18 protein-coding genes are annotated in these 20174 nt (G+C 59.9%); 2 read left to right on the forward strand and 16 right to left on the reverse strand.

Going from position 1 to position 20174, the window contains the following annotated elements:
- Window positions 1-746 precede the first annotated feature (746 nt).
- The 15 genes from ACZ5AL_RS06770 to ACZ5AL_RS06840 form a co-directional block, all read right to left on the reverse strand.
- The gene (locus ACZ5AL_RS06770; protein WP_464513054.1) at window positions 747-1169 is read right to left on the reverse strand and encodes a type II toxin-antitoxin system VapC family toxin; all 423 of its coding nucleotides are present in this window, start codon (window positions 1167-1169) and stop codon (window positions 747-749) included.
- On the reverse strand, window positions 1156-1434 hold the full coding sequence (locus ACZ5AL_RS06775) for a hypothetical protein (protein WP_464513056.1): 279 nt from the start codon (window positions 1432-1434) through the stop codon (window positions 1156-1158). The genes ACZ5AL_RS06770 and ACZ5AL_RS06775 overlap by 14 nt, the downstream gene beginning before the upstream one ends.
- Before the next feature lie 94 nt (window positions 1435-1528).
- The gene (locus tag ACZ5AL_RS06780) at window positions 1529-1984 is read right to left on the reverse strand and encodes a DinB family protein (RefSeq protein WP_464513057.1); all 456 of its coding nucleotides are present in this window, start codon (window positions 1982-1984) and stop codon (window positions 1529-1531) included.
- Between the two features lie 37 nt (window positions 1985-2021).
- Entirely contained in the window at window positions 2022-2228 is a 207-nt protein-coding gene (locus ACZ5AL_RS06785) for an FmdB family zinc ribbon protein (protein ID WP_464513058.1), read from the reverse strand.
- Between the two features lie 132 nt (window positions 2229-2360).
- Window positions 2361-4148: an arsenical pump-driving ATPase gene (gene arsA, locus ACZ5AL_RS06790; protein ID WP_464513059.1), complete on the reverse strand. Its 1788-nt coding sequence runs from the start codon at window positions 4146-4148 to the stop codon at window positions 2361-2363.
- A 63-nt stretch (window positions 4149-4211) separates the two neighbouring features.
- Window positions 4212-5348, reverse strand: a complete 1137-nt coding sequence (arsD, locus tag ACZ5AL_RS06795) for an arsenite efflux transporter metallochaperone ArsD (protein WP_464513061.1) — start codon at window positions 5346-5348, stop codon at window positions 4212-4214.
- A gap of 140 nt (window positions 5349-5488) precedes the next feature.
- Entirely contained in the window at window positions 5489-5650 is a 162-nt protein-coding gene (locus ACZ5AL_RS06800; protein ID WP_464513062.1) for a DUF3309 family protein, read from the reverse strand.
- Window positions 5651-5724: 74 nt separating this feature from the next.
- A complete protein-coding gene (locus tag ACZ5AL_RS06805; RefSeq protein WP_464513063.1) occupies window positions 5725-5961 on the reverse strand; it encodes a CsbD family protein in 237 nt (78 codons plus the stop codon).
- 302 nt (window positions 5962-6263) lie between these two features.
- On the reverse strand, window positions 6264-9710 hold the full coding sequence (locus tag ACZ5AL_RS06810) for a class I SAM-dependent DNA methyltransferase (RefSeq protein WP_464513065.1): 3447 nt from the start codon (window positions 9708-9710) through the stop codon (window positions 6264-6266).
- Window positions 9711-10248: 538 nt separating this feature from the next.
- Complete coding sequence (locus ACZ5AL_RS06815) at window positions 10249-11010, reverse strand: hypothetical protein (RefSeq protein WP_464513066.1); 762 nt, start codon at window positions 11008-11010, stop codon at window positions 10249-10251.
- Between the two features lie 171 nt (window positions 11011-11181).
- Window positions 11182-11829 carry a peptidase associated/transthyretin-like domain-containing protein gene (locus ACZ5AL_RS06820; protein WP_464513067.1) on the reverse strand — a complete coding sequence of 216 codons (648 nt, stop codon included), beginning with the start codon at window positions 11827-11829 and terminating at the stop codon, window positions 11182-11184.
- 269 nt (window positions 11830-12098) lie between these two features.
- Complete coding sequence (locus tag ACZ5AL_RS06825; protein ID WP_464513068.1) at window positions 12099-12737, reverse strand: hypothetical protein; 639 nt, start codon at window positions 12735-12737, stop codon at window positions 12099-12101.
- A 134-nt stretch (window positions 12738-12871) separates the two neighbouring features.
- Window positions 12872-14005 carry a PorV/PorQ family protein gene (locus ACZ5AL_RS06830; RefSeq protein WP_464513069.1) on the reverse strand — a complete coding sequence of 378 codons (1134 nt, stop codon included), beginning with the start codon at window positions 14003-14005 and terminating at the stop codon, window positions 12872-12874.
- Window positions 14006-14211: 206 nt separating this feature from the next.
- Complete coding sequence (locus ACZ5AL_RS06835; protein ID WP_464513071.1) at window positions 14212-14859, reverse strand: porin family protein; 648 nt, start codon at window positions 14857-14859, stop codon at window positions 14212-14214.
- A 151-nt stretch (window positions 14860-15010) separates the two neighbouring features.
- The gene (locus ACZ5AL_RS06840) at window positions 15011-16549 is read right to left on the reverse strand and encodes an asparagine--tRNA ligase (RefSeq protein WP_464513072.1); all 1539 of its coding nucleotides are present in this window, start codon (window positions 16547-16549) and stop codon (window positions 15011-15013) included.
- 181 nt (window positions 16550-16730) lie between these two features.
- Between ACZ5AL_RS06840 and ACZ5AL_RS06845 the strand changes: the two genes are divergently transcribed.
- Window positions 16731-17297, forward strand: a complete 567-nt coding sequence (locus ACZ5AL_RS06845; RefSeq protein ID WP_464513073.1) for a hypothetical protein — start codon at window positions 16731-16733, stop codon at window positions 17295-17297.
- A 33-nt stretch (window positions 17298-17330) separates the two neighbouring features.
- Here ACZ5AL_RS06845 and ACZ5AL_RS06850 read toward each other — a convergent pair whose 3' ends face one another.
- Window positions 17331-18620, reverse strand: a complete 1290-nt coding sequence (locus ACZ5AL_RS06850; protein ID WP_464513075.1) for a hypothetical protein — start codon at window positions 18618-18620, stop codon at window positions 17331-17333.
- Between the two features lie 176 nt (window positions 18621-18796).
- On the opposite strand from ACZ5AL_RS06850, the gene purD reads away from it, so the two are divergent.
- Window positions 18797-20083 carry a phosphoribosylamine--glycine ligase gene (gene purD / locus ACZ5AL_RS06855; protein WP_464513076.1) on the forward strand — a complete coding sequence of 429 codons (1287 nt, stop codon included), beginning with the start codon at window positions 18797-18799 and terminating at the stop codon, window positions 20081-20083.
- Window positions 20084-20174: the final 91 nt, after the last annotated feature.

Here is a 20174-nt window from a genome sequence, read left to right on the forward strand (position 1 = left end):
TCTGTGCCCCAACCCCCTCCAAAAAATCTGTCATGGTGAGCGCAGCCGAACCATCTCCCCGACGCTCAGCAGGTTCTGATCGATCGAGCGGCCCTGCTCATTTCGGGGGAGATCTTTATTCGCTACGCTCATCAGTCGCTTCGCTCGTGTCAGGACTCTGCGTCTCCTAGGCGGAGCCGCTCCGCTCAAGATGACAACATTTAAATGGGGGGTGCAACCCGAAGATTGACCTGTGACGGAGTACTAAGTGACCTCAACAATGGTTTTGGGGATTGCCGGACGGATTCCCCTCCATCCTACCCTTCCTCCCCGAGGAGGAAGGAACTGTGGAAGACGTTCAACAAGTCCCCCTCAGAGGAGGGGGATTTAGGGGGGAGGGATGACGTAACATCATATAGATAAAACACTTATGTGCAGTGTGGCGCCGTATGAATGAGTGCCAGCCGGCGCGTCCCGGTCGAAATCGCCGCATACCCAAAAACGTTATATGAACGTACTTACTGCTGTGTCACACCTGAAAGTTAAGGTCCGAAATTGTCATCGCAAGGAGGGAGCCCTGCGACTGACGCGGCGCTGGGCGTAGCCCAAGTACTCCTGGGGTGCGATCTCATGCCGTTGATTGGGCGGCTGCATCCGGTTTGATAGCATGAGATTGCGTCGCTGCGCTCGCAATGACAAGATTGTGAGTTGTTCTCGGTACGTTGGGGGGCACATGCGTTACTCGAAGATTGACCTCTGCCAGACCACTACACGCCAGGAATGAGTACATTGAGCGGTTTCCCCTTTGCGCCGCGATACACCTGGAAGTCCGAATCAGTCGTAAAGATGGTTGGGTCTGCTCGATGCTCTGCCATTTGTACAAGGCAGGCATCGGCAAAGGACATGGGTTGGTCGGCGTAGGTGTCCATGAGTTCGTGGATGTGTCCGGCGTGCGAGGTGTAGGAGAATGGCACGGCTACGGCACCGCGTTCGAGAAAACGGATGAGCTGTTGGGTCCCTCGGGGCACATGCTCCAGCAGGTGGAAGGCTTCCGAGAGCACGGCCTCACATGCATAGAGGGGGGTAGTGAGGTGGGCCATCTGCGTCTTAGTCCAGACATGGTGCTGATCCTGCCGATCAAAGAAGGCTACAAGCGGACCGGTGTCAATGAGCACCTCAGTCTTTGCCATAATCCTCCATGTATTTAGGATTGGTGGAGAGATCACTGGGGCCTTCCACAGAGCCGCATAGGTCCTGTGCAAGCTCTAACACCGACCCCGGTTGCGGCTCAATGGCATCCGTGTCCTTATCCGCCTCTGCGGCAAGTTCGCGCTCGACTGCGGCGAGCACGGCCTCCTTCTGGGTGCTCCCCTTGCGCTCGGCCAGGCGTTTGATCTTCGCCTTCTGCTCCGGTGTAAGGCGCATCTTGAATGATTCGGTGGCGTGCTGGGGCATGATCAGGCTCATCGGGACTGACTAAAAATACGTGTGTTGCTTGTATCTTCACACGCGTGTCTTGTTGCAACGGATGCGACCCACATACACGGTATCAAGCTGCCCCGTACTTCAGTGTCAGGTGCGCCTGCCCGGCGTGGTAGGCGGTATGCGTGATGACGCGGGCGAGTGCCTCCTGCAGCGGTAGCGTGCCAAAGTCAGCCGTCACCTCACGGGTCCAGGCCTCCTCGTCTTGCGTAGCGATGACATCCCGCAGTTCGCGTCCACTGCGCTCCAGAAGCGCGCGTACGTCCTCCGCCGAGCCAAACTGCTGTCGCTTTCCGGCATTTGGACCGATAGTCTGGGCTTTCACCTCGATGTCGCGCCCGAAGATGTTCTTCGCAAAGAGGAGTTCCACTTCGCCGATGTGCTGTAGCGTCCACGCGAGCGTGTTTGCATCATCATGCAGGCGGTTGGCCAGGTCGTCATCGTCGATGTCGTCGAGCCATGTGGTGAGGCGCGTGCGCCCCTGCGTGTACATGGCTACGTAGCGTTCGGTAAGTGCATCCATGAGAGTCATTGTTCAGATTGAAGAGCAGGATGGAAGGTTAGCAGCATCCACCGCCGGGCGTGCAGCGCGGCGCGCCATCGCCGGAGGAACCGCTGGAGATCATGACGGCTCCGATGCGGCGCTGCACCTCGTCTGAGTCGCACTTCGGGCATGTGGCATCAAGGCCATCGTCGTATTCGGCGATCGTGGCTTTCAATACAAAGTCGTGCTCGCAGTTCGTGCAGCGATACTGGTAGTTAGGCATAGTGTGTGCTATGTGTCAGATGATTCGAATGGTGCGTTTCAACAAAACCTGGCGCCGAGAAATACCCAAACACGTAGGGACACCGTGCGCCGTGTCCCTACGTGATTCGTATGCTGCGGCGATTTGGTCAGGTCACGCGTGGGCCGTGGCCACGCCGATGCGTCCGGCGGCCAGGTCGCGCAGACGATCGGGGCCTGTGGGCTCATTGGGCATCCATGGCGCCAGGGCGATGCGTTCGGCATGCTCGTTCTGCACCGTCTCGATCTGCGACATCTCCGAATGGGCGCGCTCTACGAGCAGCGGATCTGTCGGACCGGCAGCGGCGAGGCTCTGGTTCACAATCCATGCATAGGGCGTGATACCGGCGCGCTCCAGGTCGTCTTGTAGCTGCTTCGCCTCCAGCACCGGCGTCGTCTCCGGCAGCGTTACGAGCAGCATCTTCGTGTATTCCGGGTCCTGCAGGCGCATCAGCGGCGTGGTGATCTGACTCTCGTCCACGTTTGAGGTGCGCAGCACTTCGCGGTGATAGGAGCCGGTCGTATCCAGTAGAAGCAGCGTGTGACCAGTCGGGGCCGTATCCACCACCACAAACTGCCGCCTGGCTTTGCTCACAACCCGCGAGAAGGCGCGGAAAACGGCGACCTCTTGCGTGCAGGGGGAGCGCAGATCTTCTTCGAGCAGCTCGCGCTCTTCCGGATCCAGGTTCTTGCCCTTCGTTTCCAGCACACGCTGGCGGTACTGCTCGGTGGCTTCATTCGGATCGATCGCTTCGACGGTGAGGGTGGGCAGGCTGTCGCCAATCGCGTCGTGGATGTGGGCCGCCGGGTCGGTCGTGGTCAGCAGTACGTCTTCGCCCCGCTCGGCCAGCTCCACCGCCACCGCAGCGGCAATCGTGGTCTTGCCCACACCGCCTTTGCCCATGGTCATGATGAGCCCGTGCCCGTCGTCGGCAAATCCGCCTACGAGGTCGTGTACGTTTGGCAGGTCGACGTTCGGGGCGCGTTCAGGGCCTTCGGTGGTTGCTGCGGGCGTTGCATCATCATCGAGCAGCGTGCGCAGCGCATTCAGTCCGACCAGGTTGTGGCCTTTCAGCGGCACGATGTCGCGCGGAAGGTCGGAGAGGGCGTCGGGCATGGCGTCGAACGCGGCGTCGGCACGCTGCTGCATGGCAGCCGCCAGGGGATCGCTCGGGTCCTGCGCCTGAAAGACGCCGTTCACCACCAGCTGCTGGTTGGCAATGCCCAGGTCGCGCAGCTCGCTGCTTGAGCGGGCCGCCTCTTTGAGGGCCGAGCGCTCCGGACGCGCTACGAGCACCAGCGTGGTGCGGTCGCCGTCGTTGAGGGCATCCACCGCCTCGGTGTAGCGATCCTGCTGCGCCTCCAACCCGGACACCGGACCCAGGCACGACGCGCCTTCGGGATTATCCTCGATGAAGTTGCTCCACGCCGCTGGAAGCTCCAAGAGGCGCAGCGTGTGGCCGGTGGGCGCGGTGTCGAACACGATATGATCGTACGGAGCCGTGGCTTCCGAATCCGCCAGAAACTGCGTGAACTTGTCAAACGCGGCAATCTCGGTGGTACAGGCCCCGGAGAGCTGCTCCTCGACCTGCGCGACCGTTTCGTCGGGCAGCACACCCATCATGGGTTCGATGACGCGCTCGCGGTAGGCCGTGGCAGCCGCTTCCGGATCGATGTTGATGGCCGACAGATTCGGCACGGTGTCTACAGAGGCCACGTCGGGACCTACCGGCGCTTCGAGCACCTGCTCCAGGTTCGATGCCGGGTCGGTGCTAATGAGCAGCACATTGTGTCCGGCATCAGCCAGATGCACGGCAGAGGCACAGGCCAGCGACGTTTTGCCTACGCCGCCTTTGCCGGTAAAGAAGAGATGACGCGTAGGGGTGTTTAGGTAGGATAGCATATCAGCACAGGGGAGTAGGTTCAGGGAGATGCGACGCGTAACGGGGCGTCTGTAGAGGAGCGATCATGCAGGCGTAAGGCCAACAAGTTGGGTCAGCGCTTCCTTAGAAGGGTAATCACCCTTGTGGACGATCTCGCCGTCCAGAATGAGGAGTGGAAGCACGTCTTGTCCTTCGCTCATGAGGGCGTCGTACACGATCTGTGTATCCATGAACGCTTCGGGGGTGGTGCTCGGGTTGTAGCGCGTGACCTCTACGCCGTGGCGCCGCAGCCAGCGCAGGGCGCCGGAGAAGTTCACAAGCGTATCGTCGGTTTCGGGTCCGCACACGCCGGTAGAGCAGCACATGGGGGGATCGTATACGTTGAGTTCAGGCATATCGGGTTGCTCTTGGATTCGGGGAGTGGATGGTGATTTTGTGCCTTGCACAGTGATGCTGAAGAGTCCGCTTTCGGCAAACGCTGCGCGGTCGGTCTCCGAGAGATTATCGGGGAGGGCTTTGTCCGGAATATCAATGCGACGCCGCGTATGCATGGCTACGTCGTCGAACCCGGCGTTGGTGATGTGGGCGAGATAATCGGCTTCGTCGAGCGCCCCGGCTACGCATCCCGCATACAGTTCTGCCGAACGCTGAATGGGATCCGGGAGCGTCCCCTCCGATACGATATCAGACACGGTAAAGTGGCCGCCGGGCTTTAGGATGCGGTGGATCTCCGCGAAGGCACGCGCTTTGTCGGGCACCAGATTCAGCACGCAGTTGGAGAGCACCACATCGGCGGTTCCAGCCTCCAGCGGAATGTCCTCGATATCGCCTTCGAGGAACGATACGTTGTCGAATCCGAGCTGCTCGGCGTTTGCCGTGGCTTTGGCGACCATCTCAGGGGCAAAATCCACGCCGATGACGCGTCCCGTGTCGCCCACAATGCGGCGCGCCACGAACGCATCGAGTCCGGCCCCCGAGCCCAGATCCACGACGCTCTGCCCGGGTTGCAGCCCCGCGTGTTCGGTCGGTACGCCGCAGCCGAGCTGGAGATCGGCCTCGGCCACGTAGCCGTCAACGGTGTCGTAGGCATCGCCGATCATGTCGGTTATATCGCTATCGGAATCGCAGCACGATGTGCCGCATCCGCTGATGGTACCCTCGGCAAGCGACCCGTATTTAGCGCGCACGGCTTCACGGATCTCGTCGTTGGAGGTATTCATGGCTTGAGCGCATTTAATTTCGTTAATCGACGATATACGATATTAAAATATATAGTCTTTGGTTTCTCATCGCAAGTACATTCATAAACCATTCACCGCAATTATACGATGAATGGGGTGCAGGCTGTTCGACGTGTGTTTTACAGATTGCCAGTCAGGTACATAATCAGAATGACGACGATCACCAGCCCGAGGAGGCCGCCCACTCCGGCAATCCCACCGCTTCCGCGCCGGTAGCCAAGACCGCCTCCAATTACTACGAGAACCAGAAAAACGACGAGAATCAACACGAGCGGACTCATAGCCGTCTGCGTTTAGTGGATAGGTATGCGAAAGAAAACCGCTCCCCCGATTGCGAGGCCGGGGGAGCCATTCGTTAGAAGGTGTAGTCCGCCTTCTCGGCAAGCTCGTCCAACTGTTTCTGGACCGCTTCTCGCTTCTCTCCTGTTTGCTTCTGAAGGTACCCTTCGAGGCGTTCGCGTTTGCCCTCGAACTGATCCATCTCATCTCCGGTCAGGTCGCCCCATTTTTCCTGAACGTATCCCTTAAACTGCTTCCAGGTCCCTTCTGCCTGCTGCATCTGGGCGCTGTTTTTTCCTTTTGAGCGAGCCATGATATAATTCGTTGGTTGGTGCGTAGGTCATGTGGTGCGATCAGAGGAAAGAACCCGCGTAAGTGAGCTATCCCCTCGTTCTGCGATTCTTCCGACAGGGCGCAAATCTGAATAGTTGTCGTTCGGATGCAACCATATGTCGGCCCTCCCAATGTGCATCAAACAGCGCGTAGATGCCTCCCATGTATAGAGCGCTTGGCGGTAAGGGAATGGTATGATGTAGGGGTATGCAATGGAGGAGACGTGCTTAGTTAGGGACGGTCTCTCCCCGCAAATAGGGCGACAGATGGGACAGCTTCCTCTCACCCCACAAACGCCCCATCGTCGGTCGGGGTGAGGTGGCCCAGCGTGGCCAGGGTGTCGAGGAGGTCGCGGACATTGGCGCGGGGGGCGCGGTGGAAGTGCCGCGCCACTTGCTCGGGCGTGAGCGGGTCGCCGGTCTGTTCGACGACCTGACGCACCAGCTGCGCCCGCTCGGCCAGTGTGCCGGGCCACGGCAGCGGCTCGACGGGGGCGCCATCGCCGCTGAGCTCGATCTCCAGATCCAGCGCGGCCTGCGTGCTGGCGTCGGGGTCCTGGTAGGCGGGGCGCAGGTAGCGGATGTGCCCTTGCTCTTCTTCAGCACGCCGCTCGGCGTTCAGGTCCACCAGGCGCTGCAGGATCGCATCCTCCGACAGGTCGGCGGGCCAACCGTAGGCCTCGGCGACGGCGGCGTCGAGATCGTCGTGCAGTTCTTTGAGGAGGCCCACCAGCCCTTGTTCGTGGATCTGCCGCTCGTCCTCAGTCAGCGTGTCGCCGGCGCGCTCCTTTTCGAGCACGTTGTAGAGCCCGGTCATGGTGAGGCCGTCGTGCGCCGCCAGCCGCTCTTTGCGATGCCGATCCAACTGCTCGCCCAGTTCGCGGATGCGCGCTTTCTGCGCCTCGCTCGCCGCCGGAAAGGGGAAGGGATCGAAGCACTGGGTTTTTACATACACAGGATCGTTTCCAACTCCCAATCTTCCGCCAGCAGCCAACGACCAAAGAACATGGATACGACTGGATAGGACCCCAAGGTGGAAAGCGTCGCTGAGTGTGATTGCAACCAGCTTCTTATCTGGCAAAATCGCTGAGTCGAGGAACTGGAAGAAACGATGCTTAGCCACCTCAGGTGTGGCGATATATCTCTCTATATCTTCGAAAGCTGGTCGCAGTGTGCTAATAGGCTCGCCGAATATCCACCAGTTTTCTCGACGGGACTTTCTTCTATTCTGTTCGCGTTCAGGTTTCACATGCTCCTTGACATGCTGATATACAGCCGGAAAACGGTTCCGCACCTCCTCAGCCTCCAAACCATATAGATCAATTACCATCACATCACGGGACTCTTGTGCCAAGTCTCGGCCATTACGATAAGGTCTAATGTGGTTCTCCAAGCCATCAACCGCTCCCAGCCCAAGTGCATGCGCTTCTTCTTTTTCAACAATGAATCCTGATCCGGCAAGCATTACCCCAACACCGCTGATGTCTTCATTCGCCTCCAACGGCTCCGCCCCCGCGACATCCGCCCCAATCGTCAAGTCCGGCAGGATATTGCCGATGCGTTCATCCAGCTCCACATCCCAGTGAATGCCGGTGGACTGCTCCTCGCGCGTTACGGTTTGCAGCGTGCCTTTCTGGTCGGTTACCGCGCCCACGGTCATCGCAATGCGCACGTCCGACCCATCGGCGGAGGCGACCCACGGATGATCGGGGATCGCAAAGACCAGGCTCACCGGCGGACTGGCCTTGATCTCTTTCTCCATCACCTTCCGGTTAAAGGTCTGCCGGATGCTGTTGGTGGTAATCAGCCCGAAGCGCTCCGCACTCGCATCCCACCCATCCAGCTTGCCACGTACGGCTCTGGCGGCCTTGTACCACCAGAACATCACGAAATCGGCGCTTTGGCGTACTTTGCGATAATACGCATCGCGTAGCGCTTCGGTGTAGCCATCGCCCAGCGCCTCCCGCACATCTTTAGCGCCGATAAACGGCGGATTGCCCACAATAAAATCGACTTCAGGCCAGGGGGCGGGGCGCGGGTTGGTGTAGTCGTAGACCGGCTCCTGCGCGTCGGGATCGGGCACCATCTCGCCGGTGGTGGGGTCTTCCTTGTAGGTGCGGCGGTCCCACCGCGTCACGGGCGTGCCGTCGTCGGTGATGCGGGGCTCCTTTTCGTCGTAGGCGAGCACCGCATCCTGATGGCGGATGTTGTTGTAGCTTTTCAGGATGGGCGCGTCGAGGCGCTCGGCATCGCCATAGGTGCGAAAGTGCCACTGCAGATAGCCAATCCAGAGCACCACATCGGCAATGGCGGCAGCGCGGGGGTTCACCTCCAGCCCCAGGAGCTGCTCGGGCGAAACGCGGTAGCCGCCCGTCATGTCGAGCGATTGCTGTCCGGCATAGTCGTGCAGCACGTCGAGCACCTCAGCTTCGAGGCGTTTCAGATGCTCCAGCGTCACGTACAGAAAGTTGCCCGATCCGCAGGCGGGGTCCAGGATGCGCACCGAGCAGAGGCGGCGGTGAAACTGCACGATCTGATCGCGGGCCTTGGCTTCTTTGCCGTCGGCCTCCATGGCTACAGCAGCGGTTTGCGCAGCCTCGAACTCCGATCGCAGCGGCGCAATGACGGTGGGCACGACCAGCCGCTCCACGTAAGCCCGCGGCGTAAAGTGCGCGCCCAGCTTATGACGCTCGCGGGGATCGAGGGCACGTTCGAGGAGGGTGCCGAAGATGGCAGGCTCGACTTCGGACCAGTCGGCGAGGGCAGCGTCAATCAGGAGTTCGAGCTGGGCCTCCGAGACGGGCAGGGCCTCCGCATCCGCAAACAGTTGGCCGTTAAAGCGCCGGATGGTGGACTGGAAGCTGGGTTCGAATCCGCCCTCGTCCATGGTCATCCACAGATGCTCCAGCGCCTGCGGGAAGGTGTCGAGGTGGCCGCGGTACTGGTTCATCATGTCGTGGAAGCGGCGTTCGGGCAAGAGCCCCACGTCTTCAGCGAACATGGTAAAGAGGCAGCGCATCAAGAAGCCCGACACGCGGTCGGCGGCGTAGCCATCGGCTTCGAGCGAGGCAGCGACCTGTGCCAGGTTCTGTGCGAGGTTCACGGTGACTTCGGTGGCGCGGCGCGTGGGGTCGAGCGTGAGCGGCTCGGTAAAGATGCGCCGCAGCCGCTCCTGAATATCGGGGTCGGCCAGATCCTGCAGGTGGATGCGGTAGCGCTGCTGATCGGGAAACGGGACGTAGTTTTTGCCCTGCCGGGCGAAGTCGGAGTAGACGTCGATGCAGTGGCCCACGTCCACCGTCAGCAGAAACGGCGGCCAGCCGTCGCGGTCGGGCAGGCCCTTGGCATAGCGGAACGCCTGATTTTTGGCGCGGGTCATGGCGCGCTCCCAGTGGCGGGTGCCGCGGCGGGCGGTGCCCAGCTTGCGGATGGGCTCGCGCACGCCCAGTTGCTCGGCCTCGGTGGGCGTGGGAGCATCGCTGCCCTGCTTGGCTTCGAGTACAAAGCAGCCGCGCTTGTACAGGTCGATGAAGCCGTGCGAGCGGGTGCGGTCGTGGGCGTACTGCACGCGTCGCTCAAAGACATAGTCGTTGGTGCGCGTGGTGTCGGAGGCCGGGTCGGGGCGGGGCACCTCCAGCACATCGCACAGCTCGCTCAGGAAGAGCTGGTAGTTGGCCCGCTCGGAGCCGCCGGAGGCCAACCAGCGCTCGATGAATTGGGAGATGTCCATAGAGTAAACAAGCGACAGGCAACGAAAGAGTAGACAATTCTCCTATTCGATCGGGACGCAGGAGTTCGCCCGTGGGGATGCGTATCGGGAGACGGGGTGTGTGGTGAAACGTTCGTTTAAGTATCTACCCACCACGCCCATAATATAAAGCGTTGCAGACAGATGAATCCATTCCTATTCTGTCCCTACTGTTCTGTCAAAGGTCAAAGCTTGGGTTGCAACGCACCCTGTTTTAATGTTGTCATCTTGAGCGGAGCAACTGCGTCTAGCAGGTGCGGAGTCTGACACGAGCGCAGCGACTGACGAACGCAGTGAGTAACAATCTCCCTCGAAATGAGCAGGGCCGCTCGATCGTACAGCGTCTGCTGAGCCCCGAACAGCCCTGGAAGCGTCACAGCACGCTGTGACGTTACGAGACCTTTCACCTGAACCTACGCCTTCCTTGCGGTTAGGAGACGTACCATGACAGGTTTTGAGGGAGGTGGGGCGTAGAGTTTGACATGATCCTCCCGCCATAACATTCAGGTGTCACAGAGAACTACGGTACATGCACGGTGAGCCGTGCGCCTACGCCAACAACCATTGTATTAAACTCCGTTTCGACGCCCACCCGGCTGATGAGCGTAACGTGCAGCTGACTGTTCTCACCCCGGCTGATAACGGGCGTACGCACAAAGAGGCGTCCGCCTGCGGTGCGCTGCTGAAACGATTCGGCATTGGCATCGCCTACGTACTCGCCGAGCTGTAGGCGCAGCCGCTGCCAGTAGGCGCCCAGGCTCACGCCCCACCCGTGGTCGGCAGAAGGGTGCAGCAGACGGCGCTGCGCGATGAACTCGTAGTTTTTCGTGATCAGCGGAGTGTGGCTCGCTGTGAAGAAATAAGGACCGGCCACGCGCACCGTCGCATTCAGGTCGCCCAGCACGCCCCCTATGCCCAGCGAAAGCCGGTCGGACACGTCGGCCGCGAGCCCCACGCCTCCGCTCCACAGCCCGAGCGGATTGAACGCATCGGGGGTGCCCTCGTCTGACGCCTCGGCCCCGAAGACTTGCTGCACCACGTGCCGCTCGTAGCGACTGGAGGTCACGTAATGCGTGTTCAGGATCTCAACGTTATCAACGATCTCGCGCAAGGGCGGACGGGGGGACGCGCGACGCTCATCGGGGTTGACGGACGCGGTGCGCATCATAAGCTGCTCGCTGGTGGGCTCCGAGAGCGCGCAGCCGCCAAGCACGAGGCCGAGTCCCAGACAGAGGAGAGCGCTGCGTATCCCCCTGAATGGTTTCTGGATCAACAGTAACATACAGCGAGCGGGCATTGCAGATCGGACGTATGCAAATATCAAGACGCTGCCAATATAGCGCCGCGCCGCCTTCCACGCAACTTACCGTCCCGCCTCCGAAATAGGACGAGCTCGACTACAAACACCCGCCGATTGATTCGCAGCGGATTGTGCCGATGATGTTTGGCAATCCTATTCGTTAGGGATTAGGTAATCCAAAGCGTCTGTTTTATCTTCGTGTATTCTGTAATTTGGAGAGCATGCTCGTTCTATGAAGTAGAATTGATGGGATAACTGCTCGCCCAAATAGGTGTGATGGTCGGGCAACTCAGCTTTCGCTTCTGAAAACCGATCATCTTGATTTATGTCTGTGAGCCAGTCGATCAGGTTGAAAGCAGCCTGCTGCTCGCGGTCCAGGTCGCAAGTATGCTCGCTAGGCTGCAGTGCACGATCTTCCGAAAAGAGGTAGATGACAAGGGGCGCTGTTTCTGCTTCTTGAGTAGCATTCAGAAACTGGTGTGCCCAGGCTATACCAGAGCCCGATCCTGAATGGTCAGCAAACACGGGAATCCGCTCAAACGAAGAACCAGGCAGAGCCATTCTGAAATACTTTGTTTCGTATTGAGACGGCAGCGCAAATCTTCCGTACGGGTCCGTTTCTGTCTTTGGCTCTCCCGCCTCAAACCAGACCTGGGCACCGGCAACCGGCTCAAACGATTGTGCATCCAGCACTATCCCCTCCGCAGGAGGATTTTGATACACCTCGGTCCGGATCATGCACCCTGCTACGAACAGTGCTAAAATCAGGAAGGAGGATAGCTTAACGATTCGCGTATTCAAATGGGTGCTCCTCTCTGATCTATGATAAGTGGTAGGTATGTGTTTAGCGACTTGCTCCCAGATCGCCGGGGAGGCAAGCGGTCCCCGGCTATGGGTTTGACTCACGTCGTTCCGTTCCTTAGCCCGGGATCAGGAGCGAAGCGGATATCCCGGGCGGCCATCTATCACGGGCTACGCGCAAGATAAAGGGCCGGATCCGGGTTTTTGCGCATCAGCAGGGGCCTTGACGCGAGGAGAGGAGGAGCCGATGAGGCCAACCAAGCGGATTCTCACGTTTCACCCACCACCACCGGCACGGTCGTAAACGAGTACGTCTCCAGCCCTTCGCCCTCTTGCTCGTACTCTACGGTGAACTGCATGGCGGTGGGGACTGGCGGAACGTCGTTGAGAACAAAAAGCAGCACGTCAACCGGACGTGGAGTGCGTTCCAAAAAGTCGGTGAGGGGCTCCCGTTCGTAGGGCATCCCGGGCCCGTTTCGGCGCCCAGCGATGTCGAACAGGCCAGCAAGATTCTCGCCGGCCGGGTAGGCGTTACCAAGATCCGTATCGCTGTAGATCCGGATATCTTGGATCGTGGCGTCGTACTCCGGAATCGGTGGCGAGCAGGCGTGGGCGGCAGGAATCAGTTGAACTGACGGAATCTCTCGGGATTCAGGCGACGCGGCGGCGTACAGCTCGCCCTCCAATTGGAGCCGAAGCCCCAGTTCGCCAGCTGCCAGCGTATCATCCTCAATCTCATCCAGATCGAACTCGAATCCAAACGTAGCATCCGGGTCCACCTTGAACGCGGCGCCGGAAAAGCCCGTCGTTCGGACCTCGCTCTTGAACGGGCCACAGTCGTCTGTCATGTCGCATCCGCCAAGCACAACAAGAACGCTCAGCAGCAGAAGGGGAAGTAGGCGATTCATAGATATATGTTGCTGGATTGCGAAGACGGTCAGGTGAGGAGGCTTCTGTCAGAAGGTATTTGCTACAGCCTCAGGAGGCAGTGCTTTCCATAGAAGAGTTAAGAGTGCTGCCGCGTGCACGGTGCCAACGCATGTTACAGACCGATCTGATCCAACAGTGACGGCCAGAAATTGCGTGGCGACTCAGACAACGGAATGCGTGCCGTAATCTGCCAGTGTCCGAGGTCCTCAAAAAGGGGGGTATGTGCAGAGGCCGTCCACGACCGATTAAGCGTTACGTAGTAGAGGTCCACGCCCCATCCAAGTGTGGTGTACTGGCGTCCACCAAGCGCTTCGGATTCATGGAAGCGCCCGGCTTGCAGCGATAAGATATCGTAGACGTTGACCTGTGCCCCAAGATGGTGCGTAATCTGTTCGCCCAGAGAGGCCTGTTCATCGCTTGTAGCAGACGTCGTGAACGCGGGTTGTGCGCTCCAGGTTTGAATGAGCGAAGCGAAGGGGCCGTACAGATCCCCGTTTTCGTCATAGGCCTGCATGTCCTTAGAGAGTGCGCCAAAGACATCTACCGAGAGCGGCGAGCGATTGGCCCATCCGATCGGAAGGGCGTAGCCTACTGCAGCGCCTGTACGTAGCCGCGTGGGAAGCGGCTCTTCTGGCGGAGCTCCTGGAATGCCATCATCGGGCGTATTAGCATGCGGACCAAAATCAGTGAGCGATGCGCCCCAAGACGTGTGGAGCGTACCTTCTGCAACGGCGAACGAACGGGTGTAGTGCGCTCCCAGATCGACCGATACGCCGCGCCGTGAAGAGGCCGGCTCACCATCAACGTCAAGCCGTTGTCCAGAGATAGCCTCATACAAGATGTTTACGCCTGCGCCTACACGCCACCGATCTGAAAGATTGTACGCCGCAGACAGTGTGTGGGCCGTCTGGATGTTGTCTCTATCTTGGATCGATCCTGCGTCAAATCGGCGGTACTGGTAGGCGCCGGCCCACCGTCCATGCTGTGCCTCGATATACGGATTGGTGGTCCACGTCGACCCAAATGGCCAATCGGAACTAGGCAGGGGGCCGTTTCCACCCAGCGATACATTACTGCCTACTCGCACCTGATCGGGCGTCCCGAAAGTGGCCGGGTTGATGCGTGCTGCCCCGGGATATCCGTGTGCGGCAACGGTGGCCTCTCCCAACGCACGGAGCGCCGGATGAGGATGGATTTCCTGAGACTGGAACGCGGGCGTTAGGCGCTGAAACTCAGCGCCGGACACTTGCGCTGTTGTCTCCAGCGGAATAGCAATGAGAAGCCCGACAAAGAAGAGGAAAACTCGATAAGTAGAGATAGAAGAGTGTGAGCAATGATGTAAGAACCGGTTGTTTAAGAATGATTTATCTATACGACGCGAGACGCCCCAAGAAAGTAACGTGAAAGTTCTGGCTGTCTTGGTGGGGATGGCTCCGATGTGTTCTTATCCGGCTAAAAAGCAATTCCCATAACGACACTGAAGGCATTGTTGCGGACCGATCGAGACATATCGGAACCAAAGGAGTCCGTAAAGTCGATGTCGTAGCGGCTTTCGATGAACAGGCGTGTTGGGAGTTGATTCGTTTCCATTCCAATACCTATCGCTCCCCCAAATACCGTCGATTCGTAGAGACCAGCAATCTCGCTTTCAACAGTGCCCTCTGAGAACTCAAAGGCTCCACTGTTGCGACCCACCAAAATATCAAGTCGATGCCCGTACAGGGCATAGATAGAGAGTGGAGTTGTGTTGTATTTGAACTTAGCCAGGAGTGGCATCGTCAGGTAGTCAAGTCGCGTTGTAGCATCACGGCGGGCCACCTTGTTGCCGTCTGGATCTATTTCTGACGTAGACTCCACAAACCCCCGCTGTGTGTATCCAATCTCGCCCCGAACAGAGAGAAATGGAAGGATCCGTTTCTCGGCAAACGCGGATGCTTCCCACCCGGAGCGCCGGTCAAAATCGAAGTGGTTCATGTTATCGTCTGCGCTGGCTGCTGTGAGCCCTCCCTTCACGCCAACCCCATCGAGCCACTGTGCGTGGCTTGACAAAGGGAGGAGCAGCATCGCTAAAACGAACAGAAACGGGGTGATGTGTGGCATAGTCATGACGGGACAAGGGCTGAGGTGACAGGGCCGGAGCGGAAAGTTGCAGGCTGACGAGCAACGGTCAATATCCGTGCTGCTCCCTTCAATCGCAAGTTGCCGCCCCTTCACCCAGTCCAAAGTCCCGAATCACAAATCCCCGACCATCCTACGGATGCAACCGCCCAAGTGTACGTGGGAAGGGAATCGCCTCGCGCACATGCTCGCGGCCGCAGATCCACGACACCACGCGCTCCAGCCCCAGTCCAAATCCGCTGTGCGGCACCGCGCCGAACGTGCGCAGGTCCAGGTACCAGTCGAATGCTTCTTCCGGCAGCCCGTGCGCGTCGATCTGCTCGCGCAGGAAGTCCAGGTCGGTGGCCCGCTCGCCGCCGCCCACGATCTCGCCATAGCCCTCGGGGGCAAGCACATCCATGCCCAGCGCCAGGCGGTCGTCGTGCGGATCGCGCTTCATGTAGAAGGCCTTGATCTTCGCCGGAAAGCGATGCACGATAATCGGACGGTCGAAGTGCCACGTCAGCACCGTTTCGTCGCTCCCGCCAAAATCGGAACCCCACTCGAAGGTCTGCGCCGACTCTTTCCAGTCGGGCAGGTTGCGTAGCTCCTCTTCGATCTCGTTGATGCGCTTGTTGATCTCAATCTCGCGTGCGTCGATCTGGCGCTTGATGTGCTTCTTCGCCTGGCCGCGCCGCTTCTGATTTTCCTCGCGTTCCGTCTCCAACTCTGCCTGCTCCTCGTGCAGCCCGTCAATGCGCGCATCGATCAGCTCCGCCGTTGATTCGCTCCGCAACAGCTCTACTGCTTCATCATAGCTAATGCGCGGAAACGGTGTCTCAACGCGTTGCAGAGCCGTGGTATCCCGCTCCAGAGCCTCCAGTTCGCGCTCGCAGTGCTGCAGCACATCCTGCACAATATGAGTTACGAAGCGCTCAGCCAGCGTCATGTTCATGTCCAGATCGTAGAACGCCATCTCCGGCTCGATCATCCAGAACTCCGTAAGATGCCGACGCGTCTTGGACTTCTCGGCGCGGAAGGTCGGCCCAAACGTGTAGACCTTGCCGAACGCCATCGCCATCGCCTCGCCGTGCAGTTGGCCGCTCTGCGTGAGGTAGGCCGACTCGTCGTCGAAGTAATCCAGCTCAAACAGGGTGGAGGTGCCCTCTACCGCGTTGCCCGTCAGCACCGGCGCATCCGTCTGGATAAAGCCGCGCTCTTGAAAGAACCGGTGTACGGCCTGCTGAATCTGGTTGCGGATGCGCAGCACGGCCCACTGCGACTCGCTGCGCAGCCACAGATGGCGGCGGTTCATCAGGAAATCGATGCCGTGCTCTTTCGGCGTGATCGGGTAGTCATCCGAATCGCCGATCGTTTCCACCGCATCCACCTGAATTTCGTAGCCTCCCGGAGCCCGGTCGTCGGCCGACACCGTGCCTGTAATCGACAGCGCTGTCTCCTGGTTGGCCGCGTCCGCTGCGGCCCAGCTTTGCTCGTCCACATCGCCTTCGCTTACCACACATTGCACGTAGCCGGATCCATCGCGCAGGATCAAGAAGTACAGACTTTTAGATCCGCGTTTGTTGTGGAGCCATCCCTTCAGTGTAACGGTGTCGCCGTCGTGGTCGGGCAGGTTGTTGATGCGAACGTAGTCTTCAATGGGAGCTTCGGTTGGAGCAGCGTCGTCGGCCATGAACAGCAAAGTGAAACGTGAAACGGGCAAATGAACAGGTGGCATTACGCACCGGTGCCATGATACACGATGGAGTGTGGAGGTTCCAGGATCGGATTGGGATGAACCGATGGATTCTTGATGGCCTATTGGTTAGGTTTGGATAACGAATCTGAATGTATGAATACCCCTTCCTTTTGCTATGCGCATGCTGTTTGGTACTCGATTCGTGGTCTTGTTGCTCATATCCGGAGCAGTTCTGCTTCTCGGAGGATGCGACACGGTAGAGGGGCCTGAAGGACCCGAAGGGCCGCCCGGAAGTGTTGATGTTACCGTGATAAACCTTGTTTTGGATGGTGATGCCTTCACACGCGATGACAACAACGATACCTTCACGCTCCTTTTTCGTGAGTTCACCATTCCCGAGCTCACCCCGGCGATCGCGAATCAGGGCGTGGTGAATGCCTATCTACGTCTTGATGGATCGGACTTCTGGAACCCGCTTCCCATCAGCAATCCCATCCGATACTACGACTATATTTTTGCTCCCGAGATTTTTGACGTGGCTGTGCTCTTTGACGAGGTGCTCAGCGACGACGAAGAGGAGTTTGAGCGTTCGCTCATTGATAATGCGGATCTGCGTATTGTGCTTATTCCGAGCGAAACAGCCAGCACGTTCAATCTGACGCAATCCACTGTGCAAACGTTGTCGCTATCCGAGCTAGACGAGCACCTCGACGGTGCGCTGCAGGGGGCTGACGGGCTGTAATTATGCCTGTGCGGATGCCGTCCCTCCGAACCCTCACCACCGGTCGTTGTGGTGATCGGGGCGGAGGTGGCGGTAGGTGGGCGTAAAGCGCAGGCGGACGCCCGTAATCCCATCTGGGCCAACGCCCAGCGCTACGTCAAGATAGGTGACATCCCGAAACCGAGGGGCAATGCGCATGCCCACATGGGCGCTCAGTCGCAGGGGCACCGTGGTAGAGGGGGCCGGCGTGCGTTCGGTTGTTGCCTCCAGGGCAAACTGCTCCGTCACATCATTGTAGACCGCCCCAGCATGGCCGCCGATGTATGGCTCTACCGTAAGTAGATTGCCCGGCGTTGCTGCCAGCACGCGGTATCGCGCCCCCAGCAGGACCCGGTCGCGCGCCAGAAAGCGCCCGCGAGCTACACCCGGCATCCGAAAGGCATCCAAATCGGACAGGTAGGGTGGCGGGATGGGCGCATCGTTGGTGCTGCGTACCATGCGGGCATTGGCGGTCAGGTCTACAACGTGGCCCTCGGCAAGGGAGAGGTGCCCGGCCAAGTCCGCCTCGTAGCTCCAAAAGTTCGAACTGTTGCCCACATCCAGATAGTGCCCCACCATCACGTGGGCCAGCACGCCGCTGCGGGGTCCCTGCTCGCGTTCGCGGGTATCGAACGCGAGTCCAAGCTGCGGACGTACGCCCGTCATGCTGCGCGTTTGCATCGACCCGTCGGATGCTCGGCCAAACGACTGCAGATACGCCTGGCTTTGCGCATCCATGCGGTCAAACGCGTCGGTATCGTCATTGCGCTGGTCGTAGATGCGGTCGTGCACCACATGCAACTGGGCGTGCAGACGCAGCCGCGACGTGCCAAACGGAAGGTAGCGCCCGCGCATCCCCCCACGCAACTGAGTGCGATGCAGCGACAGGCGCGTGTCGGCTTCCGGAAACGGCCCAACGCCATAGAACCAGCCGCGCCGTGTGTGAAAAACGCGGCCCTCCAGCACGGTGAACCCCAGAATGCGATGGCCCCACTGCGGCGCCCATGCCACCGTACCCACCTGCTGATGCCAGTTCGGCACCGCGGTAACGAGTCCGCGACTGCGTGATGGACCCAGGTTATGCACCGACAGCCCCAGGCCCAGCCCGATGCCTGTGCGCGGGCCCCACACCGTGGCCGGATACGCACGCGGGTTTACCCAGGTCGGTCGATCGCGCTCGGTCCGTTGTTCAGGGGCGGCCCCCTGCTCCTGCTCTTGCGCAGCCGCCGGACCAACTGCTCCGATACAGGCCATCCAAAGAACACCGATCAATACACTTACGCCAAACGTCCAAACACGAGGCACAGGCATCACCATACTTATTCAAAAAACGGGGACCTCCGTGCAGCCCCGCAAAGAGGGCGCGACGCATGAGGCCGCCGCAAAATCTGACGCAGGGCCTGCACAAAAGGAGGCGCCTTCCTATACTACAGCACTGCACGTACAGTATCTGTGTTAATCCCATCAAAAGCGAACCGCCCATGCGTGTTCTACTTATCGGAAGCGGAGGCCGTGAACATGCGCTGGCCCGCGCCCTCTCGGCCCGTCCGTCATGCGAAGCCGTCTTTACCGCGCCCGGCAATCCGGGCACCGCTGCCTGTGGCACCAACCTGGACTGCGATCCCGCCGATCATGACGCCGTACAGGATGCTGTCGAAGCACACGGCATCGACTACACCATCATCGGACCCGAGGCACCGCTTGTGGCCGGACTTGCCGATCATCTGCGCGCACACGACCACCCCGTCATGGGGCCCAGCGCCGCCGCGGCTCGTCTTGAAGGCAGCAAAGCCTTTGCCAAAGCCTTCATGCAGGAGCACGGCATCCCCACCGCGGCCTTTCGCACGTTCAGTGCCGACGAATCCGACGCAGCACATGCCTACTTAAACGACCATCCCGTACCCGTTGTCGTGAAAGCCAGCGGACTGGCGGGCGGCAAAGGCGCACTCGTGTGCACCACCCGCGAAGAGGCCCACGACGCCCTCGACCGCATCGTGGACGACCGCGACTTCGGCGCTGCTGGCGACCAGGTTGTGATCGAAGCGTTCATGGAGGGCAAAGAAGCCAGCGTGTTCGTCCTTACCGATGGCGACCGCTACGTAGTCTGCCCCCCCTCACAAGACCACAAAGCCATTGGCGAAGGCGGCACCGGTCCCAACACCGGCGGCATGGGTGCCTATGCTCCCACCCCGCTTGTCGATGGCGGCACCCTCACCACCGTATGCCGCACCATCGTTGAGCCCACGCTCAAGGGCCTTTCCGATGTGGGCACTCCCTACCAGGGCGTGCTGTACGTGGGACTCATGCTCACCGACGAGGGCCCCAAAGTGGTGGAGTACAACTGCCGCTGGGGCGATCCCGAGGCGCAGGTGGTGCTGCCCCTGCTCGACACCGATCCCGTCGCTACGTTTCAAGCCGTGGCCGAAGGCACCCTCGCCGGCATCCAACTGCGTGCCCGTGCCGCCTCCTGCGTTGGCGTCGTGCTGGCCTCGCAGGGCTACCCCCACGACTACGACACCGGCGTTCCCATTGACGGCATTGGCCTGGCCGAGCAGATTCCCGGTGTACACGTCATCCACGCCGGCACCCGCCGCACCCCCAGCGGCACGCTCGTCACCGATGGCGGGCGCGTCCTCTGCGTAGTAGCCACCGCCCCGGATCTTGCCACCGCCGTGGAGCGTGCCTACGACGGGGCCGATGCCATCCAGTTCGAGGGCAAAACCCTGCGTCGAGACATCGCCCAGAGTGGCCTCCAACACCCCGCGTAACCGGACCGCACCCTCCCATGCATGTCGGCATAGTCCTGATTATTAGATGGATACGCAGCATATCCCTTCGTAGCAAGCAGGCTGCCCTATG

The organism is Natronotalea proteinilytica (assembly GCF_055379935.1).